The organism is Sphingobacterium sp. HSC-15S19, from assembly GCF_050433745.1.
Classification (GTDB): Bacteria; Bacteroidota; Bacteroidia; order Sphingobacteriales; family Sphingobacteriaceae; genus Sphingobacterium; species Sphingobacterium siyangense.
Window position 1 is genome coordinate 146,836 of record NZ_JBNPWQ010000003.1, and the last position, 17,470, is coordinate 164,305.

A 17,470-nucleotide genomic window follows, 5' to 3' on the forward strand; every position below is an offset into this window, starting at 1 on the left:
AAAAAAAATAGCCTGTTATAAACAACAGGCTATTTTTTTAGTTCCATGCGGACGAGGTATTGATCATTCTCATCTTCATACAAAATTTGTACAACCCAACCCAGTTCGTGCGAAATTTTGATCAATAAATCCTGGTCTAAATAGAGCCATTTGAAAAGATTTCCTCGAGTTCCTTTGTACTCATACTGGTATTGAATTTCCCCAAAATAATGCGCTGGTTTTTTGATGTTGTAATCTTTGTACAAATAACTGATGTCTGAAGAGTCAAAAATCAGTTGGCCATTTTCAGTCAGTAACTCTTTACTATGCTGTAATAGTTTTCGAAAACCATCTACGTCGCCGGCAAGACCTATTCCGTTCATTAAAAGCAATAGCGTATCATATTTTTGGCCTTCGAATTTATAGAAATCTTCGCAGATAATATGTTGTACCCCGCGTTGTTGCATAATATGGCAAGCGGTTTGCGAGAGTTCCAGTGCATCTACTTCAAAACCTTTTTCTTGGAGATACAGGCTATGGCTGCCAACTCCTGCTCCAACATCCAGTACACGTCCATCACATAAGGATAGTCCAATAAATTCCAGTTCAGGAAAATCATCGGGTTCCCGAAAGAAAATCTCAACGGGCATTTCATCTTGGTCGCCATAACTTGTATGGAGTATTAAAGGGAACTTTTCTTCTTGATGTACAAAGTAATCATCTAAGGCCTCACCGTATACATCTCTATGCATTGTCATCATCAATCATTAATACTTTTTTTGCAATATATATGGAGTCCTCATCTCCTGTATGTTTCATCGGTTCGTCAGATAGTTTGATAACTGGCGTCCATTGATCATCTTCTGGTAAAGCGTCAGTCATCTTAATGACGATATTCATGGGTTTGAGTCCCACATCATTGGTGAAATTGGTGCCAACGCCAAAGGAATGCAAGATTTTCCCCTCACAGTAGCTCGCGATTCTTTCGACCTTCTCATAGTCTAGGCCATCCGAGAATATGATTGTCTTTGAGAGGGGATTGATTCCATTTTTCTTATAGTGTGCAATAACCTTGTCTGTAAATTCAAGCGGGTCGCCGCTATCGTGACGGACTCCATCAAATAATTTGGTTAACTTTTTGTCAAATTGCTGAAAGAAAACTTCCGTAGTATAGGTGTCCGATAGTGCTATTCCGAGGTCACCTCGGTAGACATCAGACCAATGTTCAAGACCAAGTAGATTGGCCATTTTATAACCGTATTTGGCGGCGTGAAACATAAACCATTCATGGGCGTGTGTGCCAATTGGTTTCGTCTCATATTTCATTGCCAAATGTACATTGCTGGTCCCTATAAATGTTTTTTCGCCATATTGCTTCAGTGTGCGAACGACCATATCATGGACTTCATAAGAATGACGTCTGCGGGTGCCAAAATCAGCAATTGTGATATTGAGTTTTTTATATTTTTCGATTTTATCTTTGGCTGTGGCGATTACTTCTGCATCCGAGGAACGTTGTAGACCTTGGGATTCATAAAAAAGTTCACATATGAGCGACATCAACGGAACCTCCCAAAGAATAGTACGGTACCAGTACCCTTCGATAATGACTTCAAGGTCGGGGCCATCCTGGAATATTTTGATCTCTTCGGGATCGTAGCGATAACCTTGAAGAAAGTCAAAATAGGTTGGGTCTATATAAGGACATGTTCTGGCAAAAAATGCCTTTTCTGCTTTTGTTAACTTCAAATTAGCCATCTCATTGACAGCTTCCTTCAGGAGCACGTCAAAACCATCGGGAAATTTATGATGTCCCCGGTTAATAAAATGATAACGTGCCTTGGCCTTTGGAAACAACTTAACCACAGCATGCTGCATGGTGAATTTGTAAAAGTCATTATCTAATATAGAGGTAAATGAAGCCATCTTTATCGATCTGTTTTTTTGTTTGAAGCGGTAAATTTACTAATTAACGTGAAAATGTATGGATTGTTCATGATAAATATAAAAAGACATGCATATAAAAGGCGGATAAAATTTTTCATTTTACCCGCCAGATATGAATTATTATTTTACTCGGCTGTCATTATCTTGTTCTAGATCTTTCTGATCCTTGTGAAGAACGTCCAGAGTTACGTTCACCGGAGCTTTCTGAAGACCTTGATCGCGATACGGACGATGAATTGTCTGTATTTGATCTACTTCTTGTGTTTTCGTAGCTCCGATTTTGAGTTGGTTGTGCTACAGGTTGCGATACCGGTTGGCTCGAACGGCTCCTGCTGCCAGCGTTGTTATTTCCATTTTGGACAGGCTGTGACACCGGTTGGCTTGAACGTGTTCTACTGCCATCATAATTTCCATTTCGTTGCGGCGTTGTTGTCGGTACTCGTGGAGGCACAGTCTGATTAGAGCTGCTTGCATTTGACCGCGAACGTGAATTATAATCTGTGTTTCTATTGTAGTCTGTACTTCTGCCGTTTACAACACCATTATTATCAACGGAGCCATTTTGTCTATTTCTACTGGTAGATGTAGGGTTGTTATTGTTTGAAGCATCCGATTGGCGACCTGATCGTGTTCTAAAATCATAGTTATTCGAATTAGGTTGTGTACCGTTCGTATTTCTATTTACAGTTCCATTGTCGCTGCTTCTCGTATTATTATTTGAACTACGACTCGAGCCACCGCTGTTGGCATCATTACGAGACCTTACAGAAGCATTTCCACTGTTATCGATATATAACTCACGACTTCCTGATCTTGAATCGATGTTGTCTCGATTGCTGATAACACGATTGGTACGATCTGAAATCTCACTATTGTTATTACGTGTTCGGGTAGATGCATCCACGACATTTGTAGGACGTGCAGAAGATCTTGTATTACGGTCTACATTTGGACGGTACATACTGATTTCATTACTACGATTGCTGCTACTGCGGGCAGATCCAGGTCGATCGGCATTTGCAATTCTATTAACTGTTACGCTTCTTCCTGTCGAACGTTCGATGTCAGATCTTCGAGGGCCACCAACATAATAGTTGTTGTTAATTATCGTTGTATTGTTGATAATGGTGGTTCTGTTATAGATATTATTGTAATTTCTTCGATTAACATAATATCTATCCATATCCCTATTCATAAAGTGATTGACTCCCACAAATGTCCAAAAGTTCATTGGAATATTAACAGATACATTTATACTCATGCCCGGGCCCATTGGTGCCCAACCGTAGTAGTCGTTACTTTGACGCCAATTTACCCATGCTGGCCCCCATTCATAGTCAGGAACCCATCCCCATCCATAACGGTCATTGTAGTTCCAGCGACCATAGTGAAATGGAGCCCAACCCCAGTCATAGTTGGATACCCAGGTATTACCATAGTCGGTCATTGTCCAATAACCATTGGTTGCATAAGGCTGGAAGTTCGGGCCAACGTCCGGAATCCAGACATAACCATAATTGGGATCATTAACCCATTGTCCGTAAGGGGAGAGTTGATCATAGAACATCTGGAACGAAACTCCAGCATTGTTATAATTGTTATAACCATTATATCCACTCCGTTGGGCCATTGAAGTCGCGCAACTTGAAAAAGAAGCGATACCTATAAAACCAAGTACCCAATATTTTATGTTGCCTAAATTTTTCATGACTGTAATATTTAAAAGTGTGACAAAACTCTATTGTATTGTCTTTGTTATTATGACAGCATAACGTATAAAATGGTTTAATCGGTACACTGGAAATCTGATTTTTTTTATATAAAAGTCAAATTGATGATCTTTTTACATAAACGACAATTTTAGATACATATTTTTTATTTACCTTTACCGCTCGAATTGCTACGTGTTTGTTCAGCATAAGACGTGTTTTATGACACATTAATTTGAAATAGACATCATTTAAATGGCTAAAAAACTTCAGACTTTTTTTCTAGAATTCGCAAACATTCACCGTTTTTTGCTACGGTTTTGGCGCGAATTGGTAACTCCACCATATGAATTTAAAGAAATTGTCCGCCAGTGCTATGAAATAGGCTACAAATCTTTGCCTTTGATCAGTTTAACGGGGTTTATTGTTGGATTTGTCTTTACAAAACAATCGCGTCCTTCTTTGGAAGAATTCGGGGCGACTTCGATGTTGCCTTCGCTTATTTCGATTGCTATTGTTCGTGCTCTTGCACCGCTGGTGACAGCTTTAATAGCTTCGGGTAAAGTGGGCTCGCAAATCGGTGCGGAACTAAGTTCGATGAATGTCACGGAGCAAATCGATGCCATGGAAGTTTCGGGAACTAATCCATATAAGTATCTTATTGTAAGTAGAATATTAGCTACAACTATTGGGATTCCTGTACTATGTTTTTATGTAGCGGGTATAGGTCTTTTAGGCGGTTACCTAAGTATGATGAGTAAAGACGACTTAAGCTTTTTGAGTTTTTTTACGCAAGTATTTGAGACGATAGCATTTAAGGATTTAGGTGCTATGGTTTTGCGTGCGGTTATATTTGGTTTTACTATTGGAGCTGTAAGTTGTTATTGCGGTTATTTTTCTTCAAAGGGGACTGAAGGTGTGGGTAAGGCAGCCAATGCTGCCGTTGTAGCTTCGATGTTCCTTGTATTTATTGAGGAAATAATTATTGTTCAAGTTTTATCGTTCTTTGGATAGCGAGCTATGGAAAAGATTAAATCAACCATCGACCATTCGAAGCCGGTCATTGAAATTAGGGATGTTAGCAAGTCTTTCGGTGATAATCACGTCCTACGTGGTGTCAACCTGGATTTATATAAAGAAGAAAATCTCGTTGTGCTTGGACGTTCTGGAACGGGGAAATCAGTGTTGATCAAATTGATTTCTGGTTTATTAAGACCGGATGAGGGGACGATCAATGTTTTGGGAGAGTCAGTTCTTGAATTAAATGATCGCGAACTGCGTGAATTACGCTTAAAAATAGGGTTTTCTTTTCAGAATAGTGCGCTTTATGATAGTATGACTGTGCGCGAAAATTTGGAATTTCCATTGGTTCGAAATAAACGGAACTTAACACGTTCGGAGATCAACTACGCTGTAGAAGAGGTTTTGGATGGAGTAGGGCTTTCGCAAGCTATCAATCAGATGCCATCGGAGTTGTCGGGTGGACAACGTAAACGAATTGGTATTGCGCGCACACTGATTCTTAGACCTGAAATCATGATGTACGATGAACCAACAGCAGGACTAGATCCGATCACTTGTTTGGAGATTAATGGATTGATTAATGAGGTTCAGGAGAGGTATAAAACAGCATCAATTATTATTACGCATGATTTAGCTTGTGCGAAAGAGGTGGGAGACCGTATTGTAATGTTGTTGGATGGCAAGTTTGAAAGACAGGGGTCTTTTGAAGAGATTTTTGATACAGATGACGCACGTGTAAGAGCGTTTTATAATTATAATTTTATTCTATAATATACATGAGTAAGGCAGAAAATAAAAGAGCAATCATTGTCGGTATTTTTGTTTTTTTAGGCGTATTGATTCTTTTAGCGGGTATTTTTATTTTGGGTAGCCAGCAAAAGAAATTTACTAGAAATATCGAAATTACGACTTCATTTCCCGATGTCGCTGGATTGAAAGTGGGGAGTAATGTGTGGTTTTCTGGGGTTAAGGTAGGGATCATTAAGAATATACATTTTAAAAGCGTGCAGGATGTTGAGGTGGTATTGACAATCGAGGAGAAATCTGCTGAATATATTCGTAAAGATGCTGTAACAAAATTGGGCTCGGACGGTTTGATTGGTAACAAGATCGTAGTGATTTCTGGAGGGTCGCAAAATGCGCCAACAGTGGAGACAGGTGATTTCTTGCGTTCGGCGAAGACTGCGGACATGGAAGCAATGATGGAAACATTGCAGGTAAATAATGAAAACTTAGCAAAGATTACGACTGACTTTGTAGAAATATCACGTGGATTGGCGGACGGAAAAGGAATGGTTGGAGCGATGTTGACCGATACTTCTATGGTTAATACATTGCGTGCTACATTATTGTCAATCAGTGCTGCAATGAATAATGCGAATAAAGCATCTGCTAATTTGGTTACCTTGACAAACTCTTTAAATAGCAATAAGGGCTTGATTCATGATTTAACGACTGATACCGCTATATTCTCTAACCTGCGTCAGTCTGCAGCGCAGTTGCAAGGAGTTTCTCAGACAGCAAATGCATTGATAAACAATTTGAATAATGCTTCAAGTCGATTGAATGATAAAGATAATGCGGTGGGTGTGTTATTGAATGACCCGGCATCGGCAAATCAAATTAAATCGGCAATCAATAATTTAAATTCGAGCACATCCAAACTGGACGAGAATATGGAGGCATTGCAGCATAATTTCTTGTTGCGTGGTTTCTTTAAAAAGAAGATGAAGGAGGATGCGAAAAAAGCTGAGTTGCTTAAAGCGGACACTGCAAAGTAAGTTGTGTTAAAAAAGAACATAAGGAAAGGCTGTACGCTTGCGTAGGGCCTTTTTTAATAAATAATAGCGTCATTATGGGATCCAACTCAACAGGTCTTAGCACTGTATAGTATTTGGATAACCCTTTTATATTTGAAAGAAATGAATCACAGCGAAATAACCGATAAAGACGTCATTTACGAAGACAATCATCTCATCGCTATAAATAAGAAAGCCGGGGATATTGTGCAGGTGGATGAAACAGGAGACCTATCTTTAGAAGATATGGTGAAAGTATATTTGAAAAAGAAATATGATAAGCCAAATGAAGCATTTGTTGGTGTTATTCATCGATTAGATAGACCTGTTAGTGGTATGATTTTGTTCGCCAAAACAAGCAAGGCGCTAGAGCGAATGAATAAATTTTTTCAGGATAGACATGTGAAAAAGACCTATTTGGCAATCGTTAGACAGCGTCCGCGAAAAACTGAGGGGAAACTTATCAATTGGTTGGTTCGGAATAGACAAACAAGGGTAACAAAGGCCTTTCCACGCGAGGTGAAAGGCGGAAGTTATGCCGAGTTGGATTATACATTGGTGGGTGAGTTGAATGGATTCTATTTGCTGCGCGTAGAGCCTTTAACAGGTCGTACACATCAGATTCGTGCGCAACTTGCAGCGATGGGATGTCCTATTGTTGGTGATAATAAGTATGGATATCCAAGAGGCAGTTCTTTGGGCAGTATTTGTTTACATTCTCGTTCATTGACCTTTACGCATCCAATAAAAAAGGATAAGATGGAATTGATCGCTTCTTTGCCGAAAGATGGCTTTTGGGATAAATTTGAATCTTTGGCACGCTAATCGTTAAAATTTCAGTACCTTTGTGCTATGAAATGGTTTAAATATTTACTCCTAATATTTACCTTAAGCTGCTCGGCTGTGTCTGTTTCGTACGGACAGTGTGCGATGTGTACATTGAACGCTGAGAATTCTACGAAGGAAGGAAATATGCAAGGAAGAGGTCTGAATGACGGTATTTTGTTTCTATTGGTAATACCTTATCTAGCCGCGGCGGGCCTTGGTTATTTATGGTATAAAAAATACCGCAAGAAGAACCCCGTAACAAAGAAATTTTTAAACGAAATAAAATAGATTCTTAATGCCCACATCCAAATTCCATGCAATGATACATTCCAAATGTCCGAAGTGTCATATTGGTAATGTATTTGTAGGAAAGGTATACAGTTTACACAAGCAGCATATGAATGATACTTGCCCTTATTGTGGTGTCAAGTACGAGGTTGAGCCGGGGTATTTCTATGCTGCCATGTATGTGAGTTATGCTTTGTCTGTCGCTGAGATTGTTACTGTATCTGTTGCTATCGCAATTTTGACAGGAAGCGAGTCTCCTTGGTCTTATCTGATTGGTCTAGCTGTAACCATTTTGGTCTTCGCACCTTTTAATTTTAGATATGCCCGTTTGATTTTACTTCATTTTTTAACGCCAAAAATCAGTTATGATCCGCGCTATGAATTGGCGGCAGAGATAGGTGAAAAGAATAATAAGAACTTTGAAGAAGATGGTAACGATATTAATGAAATAAAAAAATAAAAGAGCTCTACAGAGCTCTTTTATTTTTTTAGATACTTCATGGTACTGTCGAAAAGGAACACCTTGTCTTTATATACTTCCGAAATGAGTTGTTGTAATGGAATTAGATGCACTTGCTGAAAATCTGCTATATGGTCTTCTGTAGGGAGTATAACTTGAATGCAGTAGGTCATACCTTCGTGTGGAGACTGTAGCATTTCCAGAAAATGCACTTGAAATTTTTGGGATTGCACGATATTATCCTGAATCCATGAAACGACCTCTTGATGGATTGTTTCTTCTGCTATAACGGAGACATTGTATAAAAACATATGCAAAAATACGCTATTTTTCTGCGATAAAAAAGATTCTAAAGGACAGAACCGAGATAAGTTTGAATATTACATTTAATTACTATATCTTGTAAAAATAAGGTTGCATTTCATACAATTCCGTATTTAATTGCAATATTTGGAATAAATGATAAGGATGTATTTGGGATTATGAGGATGAAATTTTGGATAGGTTTGTTTTTTTCTGCCATGATCATGTTGGGGTGTCAACGACATAGTGTTGATCTTATTCCAATAAATCAATTTTTTTCTACACCTGAAAAATCAAATTTTAAGATTTCTCCAAATGGTCGATTTATCGCTTACATTGGCTTAGATAATCATTGCAAAAATATCTATTTAATAGATTTGATCAATAAGGATAGTTCCAAACAGCTTACTTATCAAAATGATATTAATGTAAAATCCTTCGCTTGGAACAATGATTCAAAAATTTCCTTTTTGACGGAACAATCTTCGCAGGACAGTTTACGTTTATATGCTGTGGACATCAACACAGAAAAGATTTGGCCATTGATTAAACCGGTACGAGGTCGGTTTCGATGGATTCATGCTATGGCGACCGGAGGTGATAGTTTTATAGCGGGAATCAACGATAGAGACTCTTCTTTTTTTGACCTTTATCGTATCTATTTAGACGGGAGGCCTCGGGAATTGGTTTTACAGAATCCGGGAAATATGAGCTCCTGGGTTGTATCTAATGATGGGCAGGTACGATTGGCTGTGGCCAACGATTCTGTACAGCAATCTGTGCTCTATAGAAGTTCAGAAAAAGAACCATTTAAAGAGATTATACGATGTGATGTTGAAAGTAGTTTTACTCCACTGGGTTATAAGGATAGTTCAAATGCCATCATTTATGCTTTATCCAATATAGACAGGGATAAACTGGCCTTGGTAAGTTATGATTTAGTAAACCAAAAAGAGCTGGGCGAGCTATATAGTCATAAAGATGTTGACGTGAGCCCTGGGGGGTATTTCACTGAACAGAATAAGCTGTTATTTGTCAATTATAGCACATCAAGACAGAACAGACATTTTTTTGATGAGGCTACCAAAAAGAAATATGATCAATTGTCGAAGCAGATTGATGGCTTTGAGTTTCAGGTATTGAATACTGATATTTCGGGGAACAAGGTCATTATCAAAACCTATACGGACGTAAACCCGGGCGGGATTTATTTCTATGATTTTTCGACTCAAAAATTAACGAAGCTAACAGATAATAATTCCGATCTAAAAGACAAAGAACTTTCTCCAAATGAGTATATCACTTATACGGCGAGAGATGGCATTCAGATTTCGGGTTATTTAACTTATCCCATTCATTCCAATCGCAAAAATCTGCCTATGGTTGTATTGCCCCATGATGGACCTAACGGACGGGAGGTTTGGGGATTCGATAACGAAGCGCAGTTTTTGGCGAACAGGGGTTATTTGGTTTTTCAGATGAACTATAGGGGATCGACCGGTTTTGGTAAGAAGTTTTGGACTGCGGGATTTAAGGAATGGGGCGGGAAGATTCAGGATGATATTACTGATGGAGTAAAATGGTTGATTAAAGAAGGAATTGCTGATCGGGAACGTGTCGCTATTGTAGGGAAAGGTTTCGGAGGCTATTCGGCGCTACACGCTGCTTGTTTTAATTCTGATCTTTATAAATGTGCCGTGTCTTATTCCGGCTATACCAATCTGTTCACTTACTTTAGAGATATACCGCCATATTTTAAATCGTATGTGCAGAAAATGTATCAAGTAGTTGGGAATCCGATTCGGGAGGCTGAGCTATTTAAAAATATTTCACCTGTATTTCATTCGGATAAAGTAAAGATACCGGTGCTATTGGTACAGGGAGGAAAGGATCGGTTTAGTTCGGTAACAGATGCAAATCAATTTGTACAGAAATTAAAGAATAATAATATTCCCGTACAATACATCCTAAAAGAGGACGAGGATAGAACTTTTAAACGGGACGAGAATGTCTTTGGTTACTATAATGAGTTGGAGCGATTTTTGGCGAAATATCTTGTAGACTAAGGGCGGGAGATTATGAAAGCAGAGAAATATAGCTATCGAAAAAATTACGGATTATTGTTGATGTTTTTCATCGTGATTAGTGGTCTGTATATATTTGCCCTTTTTCTTTCGCGTAATTATACAGAATCGCATATTAAGAACGAATTTACCAATCGGAAATCGGAGATATTTGATCAAACCTTAGTCCCTTTCAATGATTTTTTTCAGAATAGAATTCCTGAAGTATCTTTTTATCAAGGTTTTTTGGATTCAGTCCAGGCGGGAAAATATGCATATAGTATATTAAGTTCCTACCCATTCGTTAGAGAAATTGGTTTTTTTGATTTACAATTTAATAATGATCATAACTTGAACTATGGTTTTATTGTTAATAACCTTAGAATTCAACCGAAAACCATTACTTTTTTTACCGTTTCCAGGTCTGGCCTGAATAAAAATACGATTCGGGATCGAGGGCAGATGGGCTTGCATTCCGAAGAGATTAATAATATTGGTGTGAAGCTGGCAACTTATATCGATAAATTGCAACCGAATGCCAAGCTTTCTGATAAGGATATTCTGAAGGTTTTTTATACCATAAGACCTGGACAGATTACCTATCTGAATATTCCAAGGGTCAACGACTTAATAGTCTATAAGTCTATTATGGAAGGTAATTTGGATCATACTGTCGGATATGAACAGGATATGTTCAATTTTCAGATTGATCCAATGTATCTGGAAGTAAAAAATAGTTATTCAAATCTTTATGAGAAAGTAGAAATAGTGCCACTGGTTGGTGCTCCGATCACGCCGGAAAATGACGAGATTTCAACGGAGATGCCGTTACCTGGAGCCTTAGCAGACTACAAACTTCTTTTTAGGTCGAGTAAAAGTTTTCTGTCAAAAGAGATAAATCGCAGTTTTTGGCCGGTATTGGGAGGGGTATCCCTGATTTATATTATTTTGATTGCAATATTATATTTAATTTATAGAAATTTAGAAATTAACGGAAGACTTTTTAAATTGCAGTACGATTTCATCAATAATCTTACCCACGAGTTTAAGACGCCTGTGAGTGTTATTAAAATTGCTGGAAATAATATTAAGAGTGCGCAGGTACTCTCTGATGAAGAGCGGAAAATGTATGGAAATATATTAGATCAGGAGGCAGACCGATTAAATAACTTGATGAATAAGCTGTTGTCTTTTAGTCAGATCGAAAATAAAACCATAAAATTAAATAAAGAAGAAGTTGATTTGGAGGAATTTACCGAAAATCTAGTAGCTTCGTCAAGAATAAAATATGCGGATTTCAAGATTAGCACAAAAATTGATGTAAGGACATCAATGCTTGCAGATCCGGTACTGTTAAGTAGTGTGTTTCAAAATATGATCGATAATGCCTATAAATATTCGAAAGCGGGGCATAAAATCTTAGATATTGCGATACAACAAAACAAGAAGAATTTTGTTATCACTTTTAAGGATGAAGGAATAGGTATTGAGAAGGCAGAGTTTAACAACATCTTCAAAAAGTTTTATAGAATAAAAAGTCAATATAATCAGCAAGGAAGTATCGGTTTGGGCTTGGCTTTCTGTAAAGAGATTACCGAATTTATAGGCGGTGATATTACAGTAAAAAGTCAATTGGGACAGGGGACCACCTTTACCTTGGTATTTCCGGTTTAAAAAATAAATTTAAATATGAATAAAGACATCACTGTTGCTGTTATTGAAGATGATGAGAACTTACGGTTCTTGGTAAAACATCGATTGGAATCCGAAGGCTATCAGGTCATTCAGAGTGGAAATGGGAATGAAGCGGAAAGTTTGATCTTGGAAAAGAGACCCGATGTGGTTTTGTTGGATTGGATGCTTCCAGGAAAAGAAGGCAACGAAATCTGTGAAGATGTCCGTAAAGCCGGGTTTGAGAATATCATTATCATGATGACAGCGAAGTCTCAAGATGTGGACAAAATTGAAGCCTATAGCTTTGGTGTGACTGATTACATTAGTAAGCCATTCAATATGGATGTGCTTATTGCTATGATCGATAATAAGGTGAAATTTTTCTTACCTAAGAACAGTCCCGAAGTATATAAATTTGGGCAAACGGAACATCATCCGAATATTCATTCCTTAATACGTGACGGAAGGAAAGTTGAGTTGACCATTTTGGAAAACCGAATTTTGCTTCATTTTTTACAAAACTTAGGCCGGGAGATTACACGCGAGGAGTTAATGGAGGTTGTCTGGGGTTATAGCTCCAATGTCAACACACGTACTTTGGATATGCATGTGGTTCGTTTAAGGAAAAAGATCGAAACAAATCCAGATAAGCCACATTATCTACAAACAGTTCGGGGGCTGGGGTATAAATTTGTTGATGAGGAAGAGATTTAATTTTATTTAACGGGTAAGAATTTGTTTTGTTGAAAACAATTATTATCTTCGTATAGATTCAAAGCAAGACCATGTTTCCTGACGAGGGAAATATGGTCTTGTTTCTTTTTTAAAAAGTAGAAAATAAGAAAAAAGATAAAATTATGGCAGAAGTAACTTATTTTACGGAAGAAGGATTGCGTAAGCTTAAAGAAGAATTGGCTTATCTGAAGACGGAAGGAAGGTCTAAAATTGCCAATGCTATTGCAGAGGCTAGAGACAAAGGAGATTTGTCAGAAAATGCAGAGTATGATGCAGCTAAAGAAGCTCAGGGGCTTCACGAAGCTAAAATTGCCAATTTGGAGAATACATTGGCGACTGCACGTTTAATTGATGAGTCCAAATTGGATACATCTAAAGTTTTGGCCTTATCGATTGTTAAGATCAAGAACAAAAAGAATGGTGCTGAAATGACTTATCAATTGGTGGCGGAGTCAGAAGCAGATTTGAAGTCGGGCAAGATTTCAGTTAAATCTCCTATTGCCCAGGGTTTGTTGGGAAAATCGAAAGGTGATACAGCTGTTATTGAAGTGCCTGCCGGTAAAATTGAATTCGAGATCGTAGAGATTTCAAGATAATATATGTCGGTTATGTGCGGTATGCCATAACCGCACATCCACAAATTAACTTTATATTAAGAAGGTCGTGATATAGTAATCGCGACCTTTTTTGTTTATATTTGTTGGCAGTAGAAAAACAGGGTGTGATAAAATCTGCAGTTAAATTTTTAATTGCTAACATACCGAAGGCTTTGCATTTTAAAGTCTGTTTTTTGCTAATTATTGTTTAAAAGATTTATTCCAAGATTAGAATAATATGTCGACAATTTTTTCAAAAATCGTTGCTGGGGAGATCCCAGCTTACAAAGTTGCAGAAAGTAATGATTTTCTAGCTTTTTTGGATATCAGTCCATTGGCTAAGGGGCACGTTCTTGTGATCCCTAAGAAAGAGACCGATTACATTTTTGATATAGAAGATGATGAATATATGGCGCTTTGGGTCTTTGCTAAGATTGTTGCTCAAGGTATTAAAAAGGTAATTCCCTGTGTAAAAGTTGGTGTTGCAGTTGTTGGTTTAGAAGTGGCTCACGCACATATACATTTGGTGCCTATTAATAAAATTAGTGATTTAAACTTTGCTGGACCTAAATTGAGCTTGGCAGAGGACGAACTTCATGAAATTGCGACTACTATTCGCGAGTCTATCGTCAGTATAACTGCTCAAAATCAATAATTAGAAAGGATTATATTACACTTGATTTACGTTCGTTTTTTAGAAGAATGCTATATTTGTACCTTGTCGTTTCAAATTTGTACAGAGATAAGCGTGGAAGTTGTTCTAAAAAAGGAACGCAACATTGATTTTTACTAAAGGTTATGCATGAACTCTTGTTGTCATTTCAACAATTATTAAACCCGGAGGAGCTATTGAGTTCAGGAGGGTTTTATCTGGTTATCTTAATTGTATTTGCTGAGACGGGCCTATTTTTTGGATTTTTTCTACCTGGGGATTATTTATTATTTCTTGCAGGATTATTTTGCGCGCTAAATAAAATTGACGTTAATATATACACGCTTTGTTTGGGCTTGTTTATAGCGGGAGTGTTAGGGAATTTTACAGGGTATTGGTTTGGTTATCGAGCGGGGCCGATGCTGTTTAAGCGAAAAGATAGTTTCATCTTTAAGCGAAAATATGTGGTCATGGCCGAAGAATTTTACCATAAATATGGTGGAACTGCTTTAATTATAGGAAGATTTGTTCCAATAGTTCGTACTTTTGCACCTATCTTTGCAGGTGTTGTAAAATTAGATTTTAAGAAGTTCGTTCTGTATAATGTTGCCGGAGCTGCCATTTGGGTACTTGTATTGACCCTGTCTGGATATTTCCTTGGTATTGAGTTCCCTTGGATTATACATTATGTAGAATATGTTGTCGTTGGTATGATTGTGATCGCATTTTTACCAATTGCAATAACGTTGTTAAAAAAGCGTATAAAAGATAAAAGAAACAAACAAAATATACAGTAAAATAAAAAATGAGTAAACAAAACCCTTGGCACATGGTTTCTCCAGGTGAGAATGTTCCAAATGCCGTAAATGCTATCATTGAGATTACAAACGGATCCAAAGGAAAGTATGAATTAGACAAAGAAACTGGTTTGTTGCTTTTGGACAGAGTAATGAGTTCATCTGTCGTTTATCCTGCCAATTATGGTTTTATCCCACAGACTTATTGCGATGACAAAGATCCTTTGGATATTTTGGTCATTTGTTCAGTGGATATTTTACCATTAACATTGGTTGAAGCACAGGTCATTGGTGTGATGAATATGGTTGATGGTGGAGAACAAGATGATAAAATTATTGCGGTAGCTAAAAATGATCCCGTTTTTAATTACATTAAAGATATTGATCAGTTACCTCCGCATACCATGAAGGAGATTGTACAGTTCTTTGAGAGTTATAAAGCACTTGAAAAGAAGCATGTCATTGTTGAGGGTGTAAAAGGACGTGAAGAAGCACAAAGAATCTTGATCGAGGCTATCGATTTGTACAAAAAAGAATTTGTTAACAAATAACCCCAAGCATGGCGCTCGATATATTTTGGACATTGTTTTTAGTATTGGCCAACGGCTTTTTTGTCGCGGCAGAATTTGCTATTGTCAAGGTCCGAGTCTCCCAAATTGAAGTTCAGGCAAAAACAGGTAGCAAAGTTGCTACAATAGCCAAAAGTATAACGGAGCATTTGGATGGTTATTTGGCCGCTACACAATTGGGTATTACACTTTCTTCACTGGCCTTAGGTTGGGTAGGAGAGGCTGTAATGACCCAAATTGTGCAGGGGGTACTAGGTTTTTTCGGTGTTGAATTGACAGGTACAATCGCGACGAATGCAGGTCATATATTGGCTTTTACGATTATTACCGTGTTACACATTGTATTTGGAGAGCTCGCTCCTAAATCAATTGCGATTCAAAAACCTGTTGCAACAACAATGAAAATTGCGGTTCCACTGCAATTTTTCTACTTTATCTTTAGACCATTTATTTGGATTTTAAATGGTTTCGCTAATTTTCTGTTGAAGATTTTAGGATTTGAAGTTACTAAAGGGGAATCTGCGCACTCTTCTGAAGAGTTGCAATATCTTTTGGATAAAGGTAAAGAGTCTGGTGCTTTGGATATTTCTGAGCACGAGTTGATCAAAAATGTATTTGATTTTAACGAACGTATCGTTAAGAATATTATGGTACCTCGTACCAAAATTGTGGCTGTGGAGGTCACGGCTGATGCCTCTGAGCTGATAGAAACCATGACTGAAGAAGGGTACTCTCGTCTGCCAATTTATGAGGATAATATTGATCAAATCGTTGGTATTGTCCATACGAAAGATATTTTACCCCTCTTAGCTAAAGGAAAAGAGGTTGTCATGAGAAATATCATGCGCAAACCTTATTTCATTCCTGAGACGAAGAAGATCAATGATCTAATGGCTGAGTTCCAGCAAAAGCGTCTACAGTTAGCGATTGTATTGGATGAATTTGGTGGAACTGCGGGTATGGTTACCCTGGAAGATATTGTTGAGGAACTTGTTGGTGAGATTCAGGATGAATACGATGAGGAAACTCCAGTTGTCGAACGTATCTCGGAAACGGAATATATGGTCGATGCAGGCGCTAGTATTCATGATGTGAATGAATTTCTCCCGATAGAATTACCCGAGAGTCAGGATTACGATACGATGTCCGGTCTGGTGAGCGAAATCTTTGATAAGATTCCTGAAGTCGGTGAGCGTAAAGAAGAATATGGTTACGTATTCACTATTATCCGTAAGGCCCAGCAGAACATAGAGTTTGTCAAATTGGAATTGGTCGAATCGGCCGATGATGATACAGAAGAATAAAACAATAACGAAAGCACATGCAGTTATTTTTTACACCGGATTTAAACCCTTCATTAGAAAATTTTATCCTTAGTGAAGAAGAAAGTAAACATGCTATTCGTGTGCTTCGTATGGATACTGGTGATCGTTTACATCTCATAGACGGTCGCGGTGGTTTGTACGAAGCTCAAATTATTGACCCTCACCCCAAACGTACTGTTATCACGATCTTAAATGTTGAGGAGGAGTTTCAGCGGCCAAAATATCATTTGCATATTGCTGTTGGTCCAACGAAGAATATTGATCGCATCGAATGGTTTTTGGAAAAGGCGACTGAGGTTGGAATTCAAGAAATAACTCCAGTTATCTGTGAGCATTCTGAGCGAAAAGAGGTGAAATTAGATCGTCTAAATAAGGTGGTTGTTGCAGCGATGAAACAATCGTTGAAAGCCTATCTTCCGAAGCTAAATCCAGCAGTATCGTTTAAACAGTTTTTGAGGGAAATCCCAAAAGAAGGTGTTCAAAAGGCAATTGCACACTGTGTTGACGCTGAAAAGAAGTATTTAAACCAGGTTTTGGAGCCAGACCAGCATTATATTATCCTCATTGGTCCGGAAGGAGATTTCTCTGAAGAGGAAATTGATTTGGCACTACAGATGGGGTTTCATCCGATTTCGTTGGGAGAAGCGCGTTTAAGAACCGAAACGGCTGCTTTAGCAGCTTGTATGGAAGTTTCCCTGCTGAATAGAGGATAGGGGATAAAAG

At 38.0% G+C, this 17,470-nt stretch carries 19 protein-coding genes; 15 read left to right on the plus strand and 4 right to left on the minus strand.

Features of this window, described 5'->3' with window-relative positions:
• Positions 1–29: 29 nt before the first annotated feature.
• The 3 genes from L1283_RS03890 to L1283_RS03900 form a co-directional block, all read right to left on the minus strand.
• On the minus strand, positions 30–731 hold the full coding sequence (locus L1283_RS03890; protein ID WP_120336751.1) for a class I SAM-dependent methyltransferase: 702 nt from the start codon (positions 729–731) through the stop codon (positions 30–32).
• Positions 724–1,905, minus strand: a complete 1,182-nt coding sequence (gene pncB, locus L1283_RS03895) for a nicotinate phosphoribosyltransferase (protein ID WP_429625785.1) — start codon at positions 1,903–1,905, stop codon at positions 724–726. Before pncB ends, L1283_RS03890 begins: the two co-directional genes overlap by 8 nt.
• Before the next feature lie 160 nt (positions 1,906–2,065).
• Positions 2,066–3,634 carry a DUF6600 domain-containing protein gene (locus L1283_RS03900; RefSeq protein ID WP_429625786.1) on the minus strand — a complete coding sequence of 523 codons (1,569 nt, stop codon included), beginning with the start codon at positions 3,632–3,634 and terminating at the stop codon, positions 2,066–2,068.
• Between the two features lie 256 nt (positions 3,635–3,890).
• Here L1283_RS03900 and L1283_RS03905 point away from each other — a divergent pair, with 256 nt between their 5' ends.
• From L1283_RS03905 to L1283_RS03930, 6 genes are all read left to right on the plus strand, one after another.
• Positions 3,891–4,649 carry an MlaE family ABC transporter permease gene (locus L1283_RS03905; protein ID WP_075991659.1) on the plus strand — a complete coding sequence of 253 codons (759 nt, stop codon included), beginning with the start codon at positions 3,891–3,893 and terminating at the stop codon, positions 4,647–4,649.
• 6 nt (positions 4,650–4,655) lie between these two features.
• On the plus strand, positions 4,656–5,429 hold the full coding sequence (locus tag L1283_RS03910; protein ID WP_075991660.1) for an ABC transporter ATP-binding protein: 774 nt from the start codon (positions 4,656–4,658) through the stop codon (positions 5,427–5,429).
• Between the two features lie 5 nt (positions 5,430–5,434).
• A complete protein-coding gene (locus tag L1283_RS03915) occupies positions 5,435–6,439 on the plus strand; it encodes an MlaD family protein (protein WP_070567326.1) in 1,005 nt (334 codons plus the stop codon).
• 141 nt (positions 6,440–6,580) lie between these two features.
• Positions 6,581–7,282, plus strand: a complete 702-nt coding sequence (locus L1283_RS03920) for an RluA family pseudouridine synthase (protein ID WP_070567324.1) — start codon at positions 6,581–6,583, stop codon at positions 7,280–7,282.
• A gap of 27 nt (positions 7,283–7,309) precedes the next feature.
• Positions 7,310–7,573, plus strand: a complete 264-nt coding sequence (locus tag L1283_RS03925) for a hypothetical protein (RefSeq protein WP_070567322.1) — start codon at positions 7,310–7,312, stop codon at positions 7,571–7,573.
• A gap of 109 nt (positions 7,574–7,682) precedes the next feature.
• Positions 7,683–8,033 (plus strand): DUF983 domain-containing protein, encoded by a 351-nt coding sequence (locus tag L1283_RS03930; RefSeq protein ID WP_232475712.1) that lies wholly within the window; start codon positions 7,683–7,685, stop codon positions 8,031–8,033.
• A 20-nt stretch (positions 8,034–8,053) separates the two neighbouring features.
• On the opposite strand, the gene L1283_RS03935 is transcribed toward L1283_RS03930, so the two are convergent.
• Entirely contained in the window at positions 8,054–8,344 is a 291-nt protein-coding gene (locus tag L1283_RS03935; RefSeq protein WP_070567317.1) for a DUF4286 family protein, read from the minus strand.
• A gap of 177 nt (positions 8,345–8,521) precedes the next feature.
• Here L1283_RS03935 and L1283_RS03940 point away from each other — a divergent pair, with 177 nt between their 5' ends.
• The 9 genes from L1283_RS03940 (at position 8,522) to L1283_RS03980 (ending at position 17,460) form a co-directional block, all read left to right on the plus strand.
• A complete protein-coding gene (locus L1283_RS03940; RefSeq protein WP_112374257.1) occupies positions 8,522–10,402 on the plus strand; it encodes an alpha/beta hydrolase family protein in 1,881 nt (626 codons plus the stop codon).
• Positions 10,403–10,414: 12 nt separating this feature from the next.
• Positions 10,415–12,073 carry a sensor histidine kinase gene (locus tag L1283_RS03945; protein WP_088160664.1) on the plus strand — a complete coding sequence of 553 codons (1,659 nt, stop codon included), beginning with the start codon at positions 10,415–10,417 and terminating at the stop codon, positions 12,071–12,073.
• Positions 12,074–12,088: 15 nt separating this feature from the next.
• On the plus strand, positions 12,089–12,787 hold the full coding sequence (locus L1283_RS03950; protein WP_046674214.1) for a response regulator transcription factor: 699 nt from the start codon (positions 12,089–12,091) through the stop codon (positions 12,785–12,787).
• A gap of 143 nt (positions 12,788–12,930) precedes the next feature.
• Positions 12,931–13,404, plus strand: a complete 474-nt coding sequence (gene greA, locus L1283_RS03955; RefSeq protein ID WP_046674213.1) for a transcription elongation factor GreA — start codon at positions 12,931–12,933, stop codon at positions 13,402–13,404.
• A 238-nt stretch (positions 13,405–13,642) separates the two neighbouring features.
• On the plus strand, positions 13,643–14,059 hold the full coding sequence (locus tag L1283_RS03960) for an HIT family protein (protein WP_075991665.1): 417 nt from the start codon (positions 13,643–13,645) through the stop codon (positions 14,057–14,059).
• Positions 14,060–14,202: 143 nt separating this feature from the next.
• Positions 14,203–14,853 carry a DedA family protein gene (locus tag L1283_RS03965; RefSeq protein ID WP_075991666.1) on the plus strand — a complete coding sequence of 217 codons (651 nt, stop codon included), beginning with the start codon at positions 14,203–14,205 and terminating at the stop codon, positions 14,851–14,853.
• Between the two features lie 8 nt (positions 14,854–14,861).
• The gene (locus tag L1283_RS03970) at positions 14,862–15,404 is read left to right on the plus strand and encodes an inorganic diphosphatase (RefSeq protein WP_075991667.1); all 543 of its coding nucleotides are present in this window, start codon (positions 14,862–14,864) and stop codon (positions 15,402–15,404) included.
• A gap of 8 nt (positions 15,405–15,412) precedes the next feature.
• Positions 15,413–16,726, plus strand: coding sequence for a hemolysin family protein (locus L1283_RS03975; protein ID WP_088160665.1), 1,314 nt, complete (start codon positions 15,413–15,415; stop codon positions 16,724–16,726).
• A 17-nt stretch (positions 16,727–16,743) separates the two neighbouring features.
• Positions 16,744–17,460, plus strand: a complete 717-nt coding sequence (locus tag L1283_RS03980; RefSeq protein WP_112374256.1) for a 16S rRNA (uracil(1498)-N(3))-methyltransferase — start codon at positions 16,744–16,746, stop codon at positions 17,458–17,460.
• Positions 17,461–17,470 lie beyond the last annotated feature (10 nt).